14 protein-coding genes and 1 riboswitch (1 of these 15 only partly in view) are annotated in these 16,319 nt (G+C 41.6%); of the genes, 7 read left to right on the forward strand and 7 right to left on the reverse strand.

Features of this window, described 5'->3' with window-relative positions; translation table 11 throughout:
• The 3 genes from rsxC to IGI66_RS05060 form a co-directional block, all read left to right on the forward strand.
• Positions 1-1,264 carry the 3' portion of an electron transport complex subunit RsxC gene (rsxC, locus tag IGI66_RS05050; RefSeq protein WP_010781323.1) on the forward strand. It extends 50 nt beyond the left edge of the window, so 1,264 of the gene's 1,314 nt are visible here — the last part of the coding sequence; its start codon lies off the left edge, out of view; it ends in the stop codon at positions 1,262-1,264.
• Between the two features lie 2 nt (positions 1,265-1,266).
• Positions 1,267-2,256: an RnfABCDGE type electron transport complex subunit D gene (locus IGI66_RS05055; protein WP_438847866.1), complete on the forward strand. Its 990-nt coding sequence runs from the start codon at positions 1,267-1,269 to the stop codon at positions 2,254-2,256.
• A 144-nt stretch (positions 2,257-2,400) separates the two neighbouring features.
• Positions 2,401-2,961 carry a histidine phosphatase family protein gene (locus IGI66_RS05060; RefSeq protein ID WP_301517337.1) on the forward strand — a complete coding sequence of 187 codons (561 nt, stop codon included), beginning with the start codon at positions 2,401-2,403 and terminating at the stop codon, positions 2,959-2,961.
• Between the two features lie 39 nt (positions 2,962-3,000).
• On the opposite strand, the gene IGI66_RS05065 is transcribed toward IGI66_RS05060, so the two are convergent.
• The 3 genes from IGI66_RS05065 to IGI66_RS05075 form a co-directional block, all read right to left on the reverse strand.
• Entirely contained in the window at positions 3,001-3,906 is a 906-nt protein-coding gene (locus IGI66_RS05065) for a lactate/malate family dehydrogenase (RefSeq protein WP_438847868.1), read from the reverse strand.
• An 87-nt stretch (positions 3,907-3,993) separates the two neighbouring features.
• Positions 3,994-4,443 (reverse strand): class Ib ribonucleoside-diphosphate reductase assembly flavoprotein NrdI, encoded by a 450-nt coding sequence (nrdI, locus tag IGI66_RS05070; protein WP_010781319.1) that lies wholly within the window; start codon positions 4,441-4,443, stop codon positions 3,994-3,996.
• Between the two features lie 584 nt (positions 4,444-5,027).
• The gene (locus IGI66_RS05075) at positions 5,028-6,179 is read right to left on the reverse strand and encodes a hydroxymethylglutaryl-CoA synthase (protein ID WP_438847870.1); all 1,152 of its coding nucleotides are present in this window, start codon (positions 6,177-6,179) and stop codon (positions 5,028-5,030) included.
• 219 nt (positions 6,180-6,398) lie between these two features.
• Here IGI66_RS05075 and IGI66_RS05080 point away from each other — a divergent pair, with 219 nt between their 5' ends.
• The 3 genes from IGI66_RS05080 to mgtA all read left to right on the forward strand — a co-directional run bounded on the left by IGI66_RS05080 (position 6,399) and on the right by mgtA (position 12,705).
• Positions 6,399-8,816, forward strand: coding sequence for a hydroxymethylglutaryl-CoA reductase, degradative (locus tag IGI66_RS05080; protein WP_438847872.1), 2,418 nt, complete (start codon positions 6,399-6,401; stop codon positions 8,814-8,816).
• Between the two features lie 259 nt (positions 8,817-9,075).
• Positions 9,076-9,245: riboswitch (M-box (ykoK) riboswitch) on the forward strand.
• A gap of 163 nt (positions 9,246-9,408) precedes the next feature.
• Positions 9,409-9,852: a GNAT family N-acetyltransferase gene (locus IGI66_RS05085; RefSeq protein WP_086305672.1), complete on the forward strand. Its 444-nt coding sequence runs from the start codon at positions 9,409-9,411 to the stop codon at positions 9,850-9,852.
• Positions 9,853-10,050: 198 nt separating this feature from the next.
• Positions 10,051-12,705, forward strand: a complete 2,655-nt coding sequence (gene mgtA, locus IGI66_RS05090) for a magnesium-translocating P-type ATPase (protein WP_438849277.1) — start codon at positions 10,051-10,053, stop codon at positions 12,703-12,705.
• A gap of 48 nt (positions 12,706-12,753) precedes the next feature.
• On the opposite strand, the gene IGI66_RS05095 is transcribed toward mgtA, so the two are convergent.
• From IGI66_RS05095 to IGI66_RS05105, 3 genes are all read right to left on the reverse strand, one after another.
• Positions 12,754-13,215, reverse strand: coding sequence for a GNAT family N-acetyltransferase (locus IGI66_RS05095; protein ID WP_086305673.1), 462 nt, complete (start codon positions 13,213-13,215; stop codon positions 12,754-12,756).
• Positions 13,205-13,660, reverse strand: coding sequence for a GNAT family N-acetyltransferase (locus IGI66_RS05100; protein ID WP_367377766.1), 456 nt, complete (start codon positions 13,658-13,660; stop codon positions 13,205-13,207). The genes IGI66_RS05095 and IGI66_RS05100 overlap by 11 nt, the downstream gene beginning before the upstream one ends.
• A 300-nt stretch (positions 13,661-13,960) precedes the next feature.
• Positions 13,961-15,028: an endonuclease/exonuclease/phosphatase family protein gene (locus IGI66_RS05105; RefSeq protein ID WP_438847875.1), complete on the reverse strand. Its 1,068-nt coding sequence runs from the start codon at positions 15,026-15,028 to the stop codon at positions 13,961-13,963.
• A 137-nt stretch (positions 15,029-15,165) separates the two neighbouring features.
• On the opposite strand from IGI66_RS05105, the gene IGI66_RS05110 reads away from it, so the two are divergent.
• Positions 15,166-15,747, forward strand: coding sequence for a GNAT family N-acetyltransferase (locus IGI66_RS05110; RefSeq protein WP_010781311.1), 582 nt, complete (start codon positions 15,166-15,168; stop codon positions 15,745-15,747).
• A gap of 31 nt (positions 15,748-15,778) precedes the next feature.
• Here IGI66_RS05110 and IGI66_RS05115 read toward each other — a convergent pair whose 3' ends face one another.
• Positions 15,779-16,300, reverse strand: a complete 522-nt coding sequence (locus tag IGI66_RS05115) for an LURP-one-related/scramblase family protein (RefSeq protein ID WP_010781310.1) — start codon at positions 16,298-16,300, stop codon at positions 15,779-15,781.
• Positions 16,301-16,319 lie beyond the last annotated feature (19 nt).

Raw genomic sequence — 16,319 nt, forward strand, 5'->3', positions numbered from 1 at the left:
TTTACAGTTAAGAGGAATTGACGAGTATAAAAAAGTAGAAAGTATTTACCCCAAACGAGTGTATATCCCAGTCCAACAGCATATCGGGGACGCTTCAGAGGTTATTGTATCCGCGGGAGAGCGCGTCTTCCTTGGACAAATAATTGCAAAAATGGGTGAAGGTTTGGGAGCGAATATCCATGCAAGTATCTCTGGCAAAGTCGTGGGAGTGAAAGAGATTGATCAAGGACAAGGAGATGAGATGACCTGCGTGGTCATAGAAAATGATTTTCTTGAGCGACCAAGGGAGGTACACCACGAAACCATTGATGAATTGACCCCAGAAATGATCGTCGAGCGAGTGGAAACTGCTGGTGTAGTTGGTTTAGGTGGAGCGACTTTTCCTAGTCATGTAAAACTAAACCCTAAAGAAGATATCCATACGTGCATTTTTAACGGTGCTGAATGTGAACCGCTACTGATGGCAGATGCGGCGTTGATGGCAACACAAGGCGAGAAGCTGCTAAAAGGGTGTGAGTTGGTATTAAAGGCTGTAGCAGCCGAAGAGGGCATAATTGCAATTGAAGATGATAAACAAGAAGCCATCGAGGTTATGAAGGATCTGTGCAAAGACGTTCCGAAGCTTTCGGTGATTGAGGTGCCATCGGTATACCCTCAGGGAAGTACCGAAATGCTTTTCAAAACAATTACCGGAATGGAAGAGCCTGCGGACGGGTCAACGAGGGATCTAGGCTATTTGATCATTAATGTCGCTACTACTGCTGCTGTGTATGAAGCGATTGATCCTGGAATTCCGTTGAGTCATCGGATTTGCTCGGTCGTTGGAGATGTTAAACAACAAAAAAATGTTTACTTTCCGATTGGGACCTCCATTGAAGAAATGATCGATTTTTGTGGGGGATTTGACGGAAAGCCATCGAAAATCATAACTGGCGGTTTTATGATGGGGAAAACAGTGGATACGATGGCGGCTTCATTAACCAAATCAGCCAATGGGTTGATTATTATTAATGAAGCACACGATCAAGATAGCACGCCTAGTCCATGTATTATGTGCGCGCGTTGTGTAGATGTTTGTCCCATCGGTCTTTTACCACACCAACTTGAGAAGAGCTATTTGAAGGAAAACTGGGAGCGGCTGGAGAAGCTTTATGTGGATAGTTGTATCAATTGCGGTTGCTGCACCTACATTTGCCCTGCACGCCGTCATTTAGCCGAGCACATTATCGCCGGTCAACAAGCGGTTAAGGAAAGGCAGGGATAGGAATGGATCAGAAACGTTCGTTTGAGGCGTTGCGCAGCTCCCGTCATCCGATGATGGAGGCTTCCCCTCATTTATTGTATCGGGAAAAAACAGATCGTATCATGCAACTGGTCGTACTTGCATTGATGCCTAGCATTTTTGCATCCATTGTTTTCTTTGGTATCCGTTCGCTATTGCTCTATGTGATCGCCGTAGGGACGTGTTTACTTGCTGAATTTTTATGGTTCAAGCTGCGTAAACATACGTTGCCTAAAGATTATTCGGCAGTCGTTACTGGGATGTTGCTGGCTATGAGCTTACCCGCTAGTGTTCCTTTGTGGTATCCAGCGTTGGGCGGTGTTATTGGGATCGTCATTGCGAAAGAAGTGTTCGGCGGGATTGGCCGAAATTTGTTAAATCCGGCTTTGACTGGACGAGCGGTGTTACGCTTGATCTTTGTAACAGAGATGTCTGCAAATGTTCAGCCGCGTCCTTTTTTCTCAACTGGCGGATTAGATGTCGTGTCTTCAGCGACGCCATTAATGGAGGCAAAAGCAGGTGAAAGTTTAAGCTCCGGGCAAATGCTAGACAGTTTAACAGGCTTAGTTGCTGGGAAAAATGCTGAAACAACAGCGATTCTATTGCTTTTAGGCGGCATATTTTTGCTATATAAAAAAGTGATTACTTGGCACATCCCCCTTTGCATGATTGGAACGATAGTCGTTGTTTCTTTCTTTTTTGGAAAGGGTGATCCTACGATCGTTTTTGCGAACGTATTTGGCGGTGCAACAATGTTAGGTGCCTTTTTCATGGCTACGGATTACAGCACCTCTCCAACGACACCAAAAGGTGAAATAATTTATGGTATTTGTTGCGGGTTGCTTTTGGTTGCTTGGCGTCAATTCAGTTCGATGCCTGAGGGGATGACGTTCATTTTATTGATAATGAATTGTTTTGTTCCGCTCATTGATCATTTGATCATTCCTAGAGCATACGGCGTGGAAAAACAATAGAAAATTTCTGTAAAAAGTAGACGTCCTTTCATTCAAGTGATAAAGTGATAACGGTACTGGTAATCACCAGTAGTTATTACAAGGATTAAATTGAAAACTATGATTCACTGGTTTTCAATTTTGGGATAGAAAGGATTGTTCTATTTGCTTTACGTAGCGAGACATGGAGAAACAGAATGGAATAAACAAGGAATTATTTCAGGGAGAAGTGACATTGCGCTCTCAGGAGTTGGGTATCGGCAAGCGGCAAAGTTAGCAGAAGAGGTCGCTCAACTGGATAAACCAATCACTCGAATCATCCATTCGCCATTAGAACGTGCCTATGAAACTGCTCGAATCGTCGGAGAAAAAAATCAGTTATCTCTGAATGTTGACAACCGATTGATTGAATTAGATTACGGAGATTATGATGGCACAAGTGATGAACAAGAAGGTTATTTAAAGACCCGCACACAATTTGCAGTACGGTATCCGAATGGCGAGTCTTTGATGGATGTCTATGCGCGAATCGTTCCTTTACTAGAGGAACTGGAGCAAGATCAAGAAAATGTTTATTTGTTGGTTTGCCACAATTCTGTGATTCGAGCCATCAAAAACTATTTTGAACCATTGGAAAACGACAAAGTATTTGATTACCGTACTCCAAATGCAAAGCTCATCAGTTTTGATTGGAAAAACGCGGCAGTAGTCAGTAAAAGCGCGTAGAAAAAGACAGGACATTTTGCTCCTGTCTTTTTTTTGTATCTAAATTGAGTCATGCATAGCGTGGATCGTTTGAATCGTGTGCTGCCATTTTTCTTGCTCTGTCTCGGAAAGGATCAATGGGAAACTTTCAGTGATCCCTTTTAAAGACACCTTTGCGGGAGAACCCACATAACAGTCTTCATCCGGATGGTAATGACTCACTGGGACAACGAGATGATTGTTATTTAAAATGGCTTCGACAATTCGAGCGGATTGAATAGCGATCCCGTAAGAGGTATATCCTTTCCCGCGGAAGGTCACCCAGCCACCATCGCGAGCTGCATCATCCAAAGCAGCAAGTTTTTCCAGAGTCAACGTATCTATGATGGGGATACCGCCGATCCGGACACTAGACCAAGCGACGAATTGGCTTTCGCCGTGCTCCCCAATCACGTAGCCATCAATAGCTGAAGGATGAACGTCTAACTTTTTGCTGACAGCATGTTTCATACGCCCAGTGTCTAAGGAGGTACCGGTGCCAAAGACACGCTCACGTGGGAAACCAGTCAATTCTTGCAAGTATTGAGTGATTACATCGCAAGGATTTGTGATATTCAGTAAGATGCCGTTAAATCCAGATGCCTTAATCTTGGGCGCCCACTCCTCAACGATCGTTTTGGTCAAATTTAATTCCGCGAACCGATCGGGGTTTCCCTCAAAGATCGAGATGTCTCCTGCAGAAAAAAGGATCACATCTGTATCTGTCAATTCTGACAAGGAAGGCTCGATCAATCGAACCTGATGATTTTGCTCCATTTGTCCGTCCATCAGATCATTTAATTCCGCTTGGAGGATATCCGCTCGAGAATCGAATAGAACCAATTCATCCACTATATTTTTTGAAATTAACGTATAAGCAGTCGTACTTCCGACATGACCCATACCAATAATTGCGACTTTTTTCATGTGCAACACGCCTTTCCTATAAAACTTTCTATTTAAAAAAGAATGCGCCTAACATGAGAAAATGTCAATAGAATAATGAAGGTACCATTAATTTGATTCGTGTTCTTTTAAAATGTGGTAGATTCGTTCGCAATCAGCCGAGGTTCCTCTTAATTCATAATCTGCTAAAAAGGGAAACCCGAATGCCTCGCTGTATTGTTTAGCGGTCAAACAATATTGATAATTAAAATTTTTGTTCCCACTGCCAACAACGCCAAGACATTTTTTATAGTTATCTTCGTAGTCTAAATAGTCACGCAGAACATCGGTCAATATTTCTGTATCGCCACTATCGACACCGTTACCGCCCTCTAAATAGGTCGGAACAAATGCGAAAAATGAGTCATCTTCTTTTTCAAAAGGACTATTTTCAGAAATTTCTTTTGAAGTAATCAAAGGATTCTCATTATTTTGTTGATGCTGTTCGTCACTATACGTCTTCAAATGTTGAACAAAGGCACGGGTGTTTCCTGAAATTGAGATATATAAAATTTTCATGGATTGATTCCTCCTACAGTAATCATAACTATTTTTAGAATGCCAAAGCAAGCTGCAGAGCTGCCTAAAGACTGTCGAAATTCCAAATGAGCAACGCCCAATCTTCGTTAAAAAACGAGCTTTCTTATATTTCCGACGTTTAGATTATAGCATGAAAAATATCCCAGGATGATATGTAAACGCTTGCAAAAAGTGGTGTAATATGGTATAACTATAGATGTAAGGGATAGGTCCCTAAGTTGTAAAAAATACAACAGAGATGAACGGAAGCAGTGTTCATTTCAAAGTGAATGCCGTAATGGCAGAAAGGAAGTAGGGATTTGAAATCTCCTTACCAAGTTATTTTAATCTAGCAGGGAAGAGGAATGTAGACAGTGGAACCATTTCTCTACTTAGTGGTTAGGCTTGAGCGACATTCGACCATAAAGACGCTTAAGACCTAGTAAAGGGTGTAAATATTCCAGAAGTTTTGGAATGAAGAAAAAACACTTAGCCATTTGACCTGCTAGATTATTTTTTTTGCCTAAAAAAGCCAGCTAATCAGCTGGCTTTTTCGACGCTTAAGGGAACATTAATTGAATTTACTACTTGTTATAGTAGCGAATGTCTCCGCTGATTTTATTGATGGCAAACGGAGTTGAATCTGAGAAGGTGTAAGTGCCACCATCTACAGGGAGTTTTTCATTGAACATGTCTTCATAAGCTTCCATAGTTAATTGGCTGCGTTCACTTAAAAGCGCTTGGTTTTCTTTGATAGATAAATGTTGCTTGTACCCATCCATCACTGTCATCGAGAAGAACTCGCTGACTGCACCTGATCCGTAGCTGAATAGTCCCACTCGATCACCGGTTGCTAAACTGCCATTATCTAATAGGGAGATCAACCCAAGATATAGGGACCCTGTGTAAAGATTACCGACTTGGCGACTATACAACACGGCTTCATCATAACGGGCCTCTAAACGCTGTTGTTCAGATTCGGACATTTCTGGAAAAATAGCTCGTAAGGCTTTGCGACCCATTTTTGTATAAGGTAAATGGAAAGTCAAAGCTGCGTAGTCTTCACTTGTCGTTTGGTTGACTTTTTTGTTTTGCTCCCAGATGCGGGTGAATGAATCTATATAGATTTGGTTGGACATATGACCGTCAACTAAAGGATAGTCATGCCCGGCAGGACGCCAAAAATCGTAAACATCTTCAGAGTAGAAGACACTATCATTATTAAAGGCTAATAAGCGAGGCTCTTTTGTAATCAACATCGCAACGGCTCCGCAACCTTGAGTGGGCTCGCCGCCGGTAGCCAGTCCATACTTTGCAATATCTGCTGCAATCACTAAAACTTTGCGCTCTGGATGCAAGCTTACATAGTCATGTGCTTGCTGTAAAGCGGCAGTTCCGCCGTAACAAGCGTGTTTTATTTCAAATGAACGAGCAAAAGGCTGAATATCTAACAGGGCATGAATAATTACTGCGGCAGATTTTGAAAAATCGGTACTGGATTCTGTCCCGACGATTACCATGTCGATGTCTTTTTTGTCCTCATCTGTAAGAATTTTTGCAGCAGCACTTGCTCCTAAAGTGACAATGTCTTGTGTCTCTGGAATAATTGCCATCTGATCTTGTCCAAGACCAATGTGAAATTTGTTGGGATCAGTATCACGCGCATTTGCTAAATCCGTCATATCAAGATAATAATTTGGTACGTGAAAACTGATTTTATCAATCCCTATATTCATATTGCTCCTCCTAGTTCTTATTGGTGATTTTTCACATAAAGAAAACCACCCATGCCTTTCCACTACAAAGAAATCATAGGGAAACGGACATTCTTTTCTTCCAAAAGTAAATATATCACAGAAAGGTCATAATTAGTCAAGTTTGAATCTTAAGAAATTATAAAACTATCTATGCTATACTTACATCTGATTTTTAATGAAAACATTGGAGGTGCACTCTTGGAAGAAGTAGTTATTTTAAGCGCTGTACGAACACCAATTGGCAGATATAAAGGCAAACTGGCAACTGTTTCAGCCGTCGAGCTCGGTGCAATCGCTGTAAAAGAAGCGATCACACGTGCGGAGCTCGCACCAGATCAGGTGGAACAAGTATTTATGGGAAATGTCCTACAGGCAGAAAACGGGCAGAATGTTGCGCGTCAGTCAGCCATCAAAGCGGGTATCCCTTATGAAGTACCAGCAACGACCATCAATGAAGTTTGCGGCTCAGGAATGAAAGCAATTATTTTCGGAATGCAGCAAATTCTTCTAGGCGAGGCGCAGGTAGTCGTCGCTGGCGGGACAGAAAATATGTCTCAAGCACCAAAGACCACGCGATTTGATTACGTCGCGCAAGAGTGGCAAGAACCAAAATCAAGCATGATTTATGACGGATTGACAGATGCGTTTAGCGGCAAACATATGGGACTAACCGCAGAAAAAGTGGCTGTCGAGTATCATGTTACTCGAGAGATGCAAGATCAATATGCATACGAATCACAGATGAAAGCAGCCAAAGCAAGTAAAGATGGGAAGTTCGATTCGGAGATTGTTCCTGTAGTCCTTCCAGACGGAAGCAGTATCAAAGAGGATGAAGGCATCCGTTTTGATTCCACGCTTGAAAAAATAAGCTCTTTGAAACCTGCCTTTAAAGAAGACGGTGTTGTCACAGCAGCGAATGCTTCCACGTTGAATGATGGTGCATCCGCAGTAGTGTTAGCAGCAAAATCTTATGCTATCGAACACGACTTAGCTTATGTCGCTGTTATTAATGGGTATAGCGAAGTTGGGATCGATCCAAGCATCATGGGTGTAGCCCCTGTATCAGCTATTAATAAATTATTAAATAAAGTCCATCAGACGATCAATGATGTGGATGTCTTCCAAATCAACGAAGCATTTGCAGCAGCCTCTGTTGCTGTGCAAAAAGAATTGGATCTCCCAGATGAAAAAATCAATACCTACGGCGGCGCGATTGCGTTGGGGCATCCAATCGGTGCAAGCGGCACGAGAATCGTGACAACGCTGATTTCTGAACTTTTCCAAGAGGATAAGCAACGGGGAATCGCAAGCTTGTGCATCGGTGGCGGACTTGGTTTGGCCCTGATGATCACAAAAGCAGAAGATCAAGAAACTGCAAAAAAAAAATTCTATCAACTGACCCAAGCTGAGCGTTTAGCAAAGTTGGTGAAGGAAAAAAAGTTATCGGCTAAAGAAGCAGCACAGTTAGCGACAGAAATGGTATTGCCAGAACAAGTTGCCAACAACCTCATCGAAAACCAAATTGGGGAGGGAACGATCCCTCTAGGTGTTGCACAACATTTTGTCATTAACGGAAAAGAGATCAGTATCCCCATGATGACTGAAGAGCCTTCTGTGATTGCAGCGGCCAGTAATGCTGGGAAAATCCTTGCGAAGGCCGGAGGGATTCAGACACGGGTATGCAATCAAGAGATGACTGGACAGGTCGTCTTGAGAAATGTTTCTGAAGCAGCGGCGTTCGTGCAAGTGTTTCGGGACAATGAACAACGGCTTTTTGCGGCGGCTAAAGCTAGTTCACCGTCTATTTATCAACGTGGCGGCGGATTGCGCACGATTGATTATCGTATCTTTGAAGAAGGCTACCTTTCAATCGATCTAGTGGTTGATACAAAGGATGCGATGGGTGCCAATATTCTGAATACGATGTTGGAAGCTGTAGCGGAAGAAGTACGACAACTTGTTCCTGCAGCAGAGGTTTTATTTAGTATACTGAGCAACTATGCGACGAGCGCGTTGATTGAAGCAACTTGCGAAATCCCTCTGCAACAAATGGGAGAAGAAGTCGCTGATAAGATCGCTGCGGCCAGTGCATTCAGTAAGCTTGATCCTTACCGCGCAGTGACGCACAATAAAGGAATTATGAACGGCATCGATGCCGTCGTTTTAGCCACGGGAAATGATACGCGCGCAGTGGCAGCGGCGTGCCACGCATATGCTGCCCGCAACGGACAGTACGAGGGCTTGACGGATTGGACGGTGCAAGAGGATAAATTAGTTGGCAAGCTTGTTTTACCCATGAAAGTAGGTATTGTGGGAGGAGCGACCAAGGTGCTGCCCAAAGCACAAATCAGCTTAAATCTTTTGGGCGTTTCATCTGCTAGTGAATTAGGAGAAGTCATTGTAGCTGTTGGATTGGCTCAAAATTTGGCTGCGATCCGCGCGTTAGTGACCGAAGGGATTCAAAAAGGACACATGGCGATGCAAAGCCGTTCACTGGCAATCACAGCAGGTGCGACAGCGAAGGAAATTCCTCAAGTTTCTAGTCAATTAAGAAAAGCAGAACGAATGAACTTAGCTGCAGCAGAAGAAATTATCGCACAGCTTCGGCTAGGATAATCAATAACTATTTTTATGAGGAAAGCAGTGTCTTAAAGACGCTGCTTTTTCTTTTTAAAACGATAGTTATTTTATTGGAGAAAGTAGTTTTTAACAACATTTGCAAAATAAATTTATGGATTTTATTTCCGCATCAAAATACTGATATATAGGCGATTGATAAAGGAGAAAAGTTTAAATCCATTGAATTTTTTGTCACTTTTATCATAAAAAGGTTTGACAGATAATAAATAACTTGTTATATTGTGTTCGAAAATAAAATATGATTTGTTAGGTGAGGCTCCTATACAAACATAGGCTACTGCCCAAAAATGTCGAGAGACGCCAATGGGTAGAACAGGAACTGTCGAATACAAGGCTTTTCTTAAGGTAGCTAAGATGTTTGTCTTTACGTTGTATAGTGCCAAAACTCAACGATTAGATCGACTATAGGATTTTGTCTATTTAGGATGAATTTTGGTAAGGCTTTTCGCTGAGTTTTTTGAGCGGAAAGTCTTTTTTTGCGTAACGATCATAGCTATTTTCAAAAGAATAAAAAGGGGGAAATGAAAATGGTAAAACAGTATTCACATTAACTAGTTGGAACAGTGCATTGTATCGTGAAGCATTAGAGCTGAGGAACAAAGAATTGATGGCCAGCGCTGGAAAGCAGCGTTTGCTGACTGCACCCAAAGAGGAACGAAAGGATCTGCATTTGATAATCAAGCGACAGGAACAAGTAATCGGAACCTTATTGCTTCATCCCATTTCTGAAAAATGTGTGCAGGTGAAGCAAGTTGCAGTAGATTCTCGTTACCAAGGAGAAGGTCTAGGCAAGAATTTGCTTACTTACGCGGAACAAGTCGCAAAACGAGTCGGTTTTCGTTTTGTCTTTCTCACAGGTAGAGAACAGGCTTGGGGATTTTATGAAAAATTGGGTTATCAAGGACTATCACAAGAATATCAAGAAGGTCTGCTAAGAATGCGTGTGTATAAAAAAGATCTTCAATCACCACTAGAACAATTTATGAAAAGGGAGATGAAAACAAATGGATGACAGTAGTTCAATAAATAGGGGTTTATGGCAGAAAACTGGAGACAAAAAGACGCTATTGTCTATTTGTTTTTAACACCCATTTTCTCTGTAAACCCGACTATTGGAGGGATAATCATGAATACGTTAAAAGATATTGGTTTATATCTGTTTATCGGAATAGGATTATGGCGAATTTTTTTCGGGAATAAGGAGAAGAGTATGAAACAACAAAAAATCAAGCCAAATAAGACAAATTACAGTCTATTTGCAAAGAAAACACCACAAAGTTTATTTGAGACATTTGAGAGCTCGTCACTAGGATTATTTGAAGATCAGATCGAGGATTCAAGAGAGGCATTCGGTGAAAACAGAATTCCACATAAGAAATCTACGCCTTTGATCGTAGAAGTATTGAAAGCATATATTACGCCGTTTACGTTAGTATTGATTGCGTTAGGACTTATTTCCTTTATTACAGAAGGCATCCTGCCGGAACCAGGAGAAAAGGATTTTTTCGGCAGCGGAATTATATTAGTGATGGTGCTCATCAGCGGAACGATGACCTTGATCCAATCAGTCCGTTCGAATAAGGCTGCTGAAAAATTAAAGTCATTAGTAAAGGTCACTGCGACTGTTCGCAGAAACAAACACTATAAGGAAATTCCGATGGAAGAAATTGTTTGCGGAGACTTGGTAAAACTTTCAGCAGGGGACATGATCCCAGCGGATATCCGATTGGTTTCTTCAAAGGACTTATTTATTTCTCAATCCGCACTGACCGGTGAAAGTTACCCTGTCGAGAAATGTGCCGGCAAAATAGAAACAAAACAAAATGCGGAGACTGGCTACGACAATCTTGTGTTTATGGGAAGCAACGTAATCAGCGGAAGTGCAGAAGGAATCGTGATAGCAACAGGAGCGAGGACGTTGTTCGGAGATGTGGCTGAATCGTTAGCAGCCACGCCGATTCAAACCAGTTTTGAGTTAGGTATTCGGAAGACATCATTTCTTTTTATCAAATTCATGGCATTAATGGCTCCGACAGTTATCGTGATCAACGGATTCACCAAAGGCGACTGGATGGAAGCATTCTTGTTCGGTCTATCCGTAGCAGTCGGCTTGACACCAGAAATGCTGCCGATGATCGTTACGACGAACTTAGTCAAGGGTGCTACCGGCATGGCTAAAAATGGAACCATCATTAAGAATTTGAATGCCATTCAAAACTTTGGTGCGATCGATGTGCTATGCACAGATAAAACAGGAACATTGACCCAGGACAAGATCATTCTGGAATACCATTTGGATTGTGATGGAGAAGAAGACAACCGGGTTCTGAAGCATGCTTATCTAAACAGCTATTATCAAACAGGCTTGAAAAATTTGATCGATGTTGCCATTATTGAGTCTACTGAACAAGAACTTGATACGAGTAAGATTCGCTATAAAAAGGTAGATGAGATTCCTTTTGATTTTCAGCGGCGTAGAATGAGTGTCGTAGTAGAAGACCAAGATGGAAAGACGCAAATGATCACTAAAGGAGCCATTGAAGAGATGCTCGAGATTTCTTCTTTCGTTGATTTTAAGGGAAGTGTTGCTACACTAACTGCTGAAATAAAACAACAAGTCTTAAACAAGGTCAATGAACTAAATGAAGACGGGTTGCGGGTCATCGGTGTGGCTCAAAAAACTAATCCGAGTGTCGTAGGGGAATTCTCTACTTCTGATGAATCTGAGATGGTGCTGATCGGATATTTAGCTTTTCTAGATCCGCCAAAAGAGACCACCAAGCAAGCACTTCATGCATTAAAAGAAAACGGCGTGAACGTGAAAGTTTTGACAGGCGACAATGCGTTAGTCACGCAATCGGTATGTAAGCAAGTTGGTTTAGGTGCAGAAACCATCATTCACGGGGAAGATCTGATTCATTTAAACGATGATGAATTATCCGAAATCGCCGAAGACTACCATGTTTTCGTTAAATTGAATCCGCAGCAAAAACAGCGGATCACGAGTTTGCTCCGAAAAAATGGCCATACGGTCGGCTTTCTTGGAGATGGGATCAATGACGCACCTGCGATGAAAGCAGCGGATGTAGGAATATCGGTCGATACAGCGGTGGACATCGCCAAGGAATCTGCGGATGTGATCCTACTTGAGAAAGATTTGATGATTTTGGAGAAAGGGATTCTTTCAGGAAGAGAAACATTCGGGAATATCATGAAATACATCAAGGCTACAGCCAGTTCCAATTTCGGGAATATGTTTTCAGTATTGGTTGCGAGCTCGTTTCTGCCATTCTTACCAATGCTGCCTCTGCAAATTTTGTTTTTGAATCTCATTTATGATATTTCCTGTATATCTATTCCATGGGATAGAATGGACAAGGAATATTTAGAGAAACCGAAAAAATGGACAGCATCAAGTATTGGAAAGTTCATGATTTGGTTAGGACCTACCAGTTCTGTTTTTGATATCACGACTTACTTACTGATGTACTTCGTGATTTGCCCAGCTGTAGTTGGCGGAAGCTATCATTCTTTGTCTCCTGAACAGCAGGTCGCCTTTGTCGCTATTTTCCACGCAGGCTGGTTTGTTGAATCCCTTTGGTCTCAAACGCTAGTCTTGCATGCGTTGCGAACACCTTATATTCCATTTATCCAAAGCAGAGGGTCCTTCATCATGACTGCGATCACGACTTTGGGAATCGTAGTAGGAACGCTTTTGCCATTTACAGCGTTTGGCCAAAATTTGGGCTTAGGCATTTTACCCAATCAATATTGGCTTTGGTTAATTGTTACGATTTTTGCTTATTTATTGCTGGTTACCTTTGTAAAGAAAAAATACATTCAACGGTATCAAGAGCTGCTATAAAAGAAGCAGAAGCGCCTCCGAATTCTCTCGGAGGCGCTTCTAATTTGTTTATTTAGATGATCTGTCGCGACTATCCGCACGTAGATAGACCATATCCACTAGGTGCACGCCGTGGTCGATAATGGGCTCATCGTAATTATCAGTAAAAAAGTTTTCTAAACGATGGGATTCACGAAACCCGCATTTTTTATAGAAATCGACCGTTGCTGGCACGTCGCCGGTTCCTACATACATCGTTTCATAGCGCCCCAGAAATTCATGGAATAGAAATTGGATCATTGCCTTGCCGTAGCCTTTTCCTTGATGAGTTGGATCGGTAGCAAGGTTCTTTAGTTCGCATTCAGTCTCGCTTCGTTCGATCACGACGGCCTCACACTTTGGCTCCTCATCGTATAGAACAAACATTCTTCCGTCTTCAAGGTAGCGATCGATCATATTTTCTTGTTCATCCGCTAGTAAAAGTAATTCAAGAAATCTTTTTTTATCCGTTTTTATTTCTTCAATTCTCATGTCCATCCTCCTCAAGATCATTCTTCAAATGCAGTATTGGATAAGGGTTCCCTTGACCATCTAGTGCTGATCGACTGTCTACTTGAAATCCCATATGTGTGTAAAAGCCTAACCCTTGTCTATTTTCCTCATTCACATCCACAGAACCCACATGAAAGGTGTCCAGCGCATATTGAAGCAATTTTTTTCCTACTCCTTGTCCTCTGTAGGAAGCATCGACAAACAGCATGTCTACTTTTTTGTTTTCAATTCCAATAAACCCGATGAGATTCGGGGCGTAATAGCCATAAAGGTGTTCGATTTCCAATAATGCATTTCTCACTTCAGGCTTTAAGGCATCGATTTCTTCTACGGTCAAAAAAGAGTGGGTCGCATGCACGGACGATTCCCAAATAGTCATTAAAGCAGGGAGCGCCTGCTTATTGACAGATTTAATTGTATTCATTTTACGTTCCTCCAACGTTTCGAAAAATTTCGTCACTTCAAATAAAGAGCAAAAGATTCGCTCTTAAATAAAAAGATGAAACATCGTTTATAGCTCCTTCAAACAATGTTTCATCTTTAGCAGCTTGTTTGCTTGAAGGAGCGTAATGGTGCGTATGCCAAAAATAAAGTGTCGCATGGATAACCGTCCTTTTTCTCTTTTGTCTTTTCTCCATCTTAACAAAGTAACGCGGAAAAAAACAAATTCGATTTAAGATTACGAAAAAAGGCAAAAACTTTTTTTAAGTTTTTGCCTCTTTTTCTAGTTGAAACTAAAATCCAGATAGACCGGGTTGTGATCAGAATACTTGAAGTGCATATCCTTCACATGCACCTCTTTGACGTTGATATTATCAGAAACGAGAAAACCGTCAATCAAGGTCGTGTAGGTTTGTCCTTTTTTATAAGGCTCATTTAACGCTCTGGCAGAAGGTATTTTCTCTTCAGCCAGTGTACCGGTAGGAAGATGGAAACCTGCTGGAAGCTGATCTTTAGGAAATGGGTGTGTCCATGTTTCCCGTTTTTTGCTGGTACCGAATACGTCAGGACTGTTTCCTAAAACATCATGATTGTAATCACCAGCCACCAGCACATAGTTTCCCTTTTTATACTCCTTTTCCATGACATCAAAAATTTTCTTTAATTGAGCTGCTTGGATGGAGCGGTCTTTTGTAAATGCGGAGAGGTGTGTATTGATAGCAATAAATTCCTGTCCTCCGTTGACTGGAATGCGGCTAACGGTGAATGCACGATCTAAATCGAAAAATTTGTTGAAATTTTTTTCAATTGGTAATGAGTAACGCTTGCTGCTTGTAATTTCACCCTGACTCAAAGTTACTAAACCTGACTTTGCTTGACCGATTGGATCAGTGAAAGGATAGAACAGGTAAGAGGAATCATAGTTTTGACCGTAAAGACTATTATATGTCGGTAAACGATCCGTCAGAAAGGCCACCTCATCTACATGCTGGGAACGGTCTCCTTCTTGGTCGACCTCTTGGTAAAAGGCAAAGTTGGGTGCGATATCTTCTGTTGTAGTGACGATCCCTCGCATATTTTCTTCAACCGTCTTTTTGTCGTAAGCACGGGAATAGGCGCCGCCATCCATGAAGAAGCTATAGCTAGGCGGATACGCGCCATAACCAATATTATGGCTCATTGCTCGGTAGGTCTTATTTTTTTCTAGCGTCTGATTTTGGTGATTTTGGGGTTTTAAAGTGATAGTATCTGGCAAACGATCGTAGCTGGCAAATAGATAAATCAAATATCCGCCAAGAACAAGAACGATTGCTAAAAAAATCCCTAAGAGAATTTTCAAAAAAAGTTTCATGCTGTGCCTCCTAATCTATCATTCCAAGATATCATAGCAGACTTCTAACGGAACACAAAGTATCATACTTTCGAAAAATCTACACTCATGGTACACTGATATTGTGAGTTAAACGTTATTAAAAGAGAGGTTTTAAAATGATTCGATTTGCTAAAAAAGAAGATGGAACAGCAGTTGCTAAATTAATCCTAGTTATTTTAAAGGATATGGAGCTAGATTTTTTAGAAGAATTTGGAGAAGAAAAGGCGTTGGAAGTCATCGCTGCTTGCTTTGAAGATCCTACCTATCGCTTTGGATATGCGCGAGGACTGGTAGAAGAAATCGATGGCGAGATCGCCGGTGCAGTATTTGGATATCCTGCACGCAAAGAGCCGATCATTGACCTTCCGCTAAAGGATTATTTACGTTCGCAGGGGATCACTGAGGACATTCAAATGTTTATTGATCCTGAAGCGTTTCCGAATGAATGGTACTTAGATTCTATTGCTGTCGATGAAAAATTCCGCGGGCAAGGAATCGGTTCAAAACTACTTACAGCAGTGGATCGATTAGCGACACATGAAGGGGAGAAGATTATCGGACTGAATGTTGATCAATCAAACCCCAATGCCAAACGTTTGTATCTTCGAGATGGATTTAAAGACGTGGGTGAAGTGATGATCAGCGGTCATCGATATGATCATATGCAACGGAAAGTAAAAGCGTTCGATCGCGGATAAAAAATGAGCTGTGTCCATTGGACACAGCTCATTAATTTTGCGAAAAAGTTACTTCTAATGCTGTTTCAGGTTCTTTATGTTTGTTCCTATTATACAGCCAATAATCCATGATCGCAGCAACGCAAATACAAATAGGCGCATCTGCGGGGTCAATGACATCTAATGCATAATAATCACCAGTTAGAAGTGTGGCCTTGTCCATTCTCATAATTGGCTGGTTGAAGTGATTGATCTTATATTTATGGTTATAAATATCACCATAAACAGCCCAGTGAAGCTGCTGTATGTAATAAAAGTCTCCAGGCCAATGGAAAATTTTGTGAAGGACGCCCACACGTGTCTGCTCATAATAAATTTCAAACTTACGACCAAAAATGACGCTGGCTTGTTTGATATAGGCTACGATTTGACCGTCCATCGCATAGAGAGAAAGGACATTTCCTTTACGTCCCCAATGTCCTACCATCAAATACAGAGGCACACCTTTGTTATCTTTGACGATCGTTCGTGTCATAGAACTCAATTGTTTTTCTTGAATAAAAAATTCGGTCATGTTGCTTCACACCTTCTAA

This window comes from Enterococcus sp. AZ048 (assembly GCF_051715125.1).
GTDB lineage: Bacteria > Bacillota > Bacilli > Lactobacillales > Enterococcaceae > Enterococcus_A > Enterococcus_A gilvus.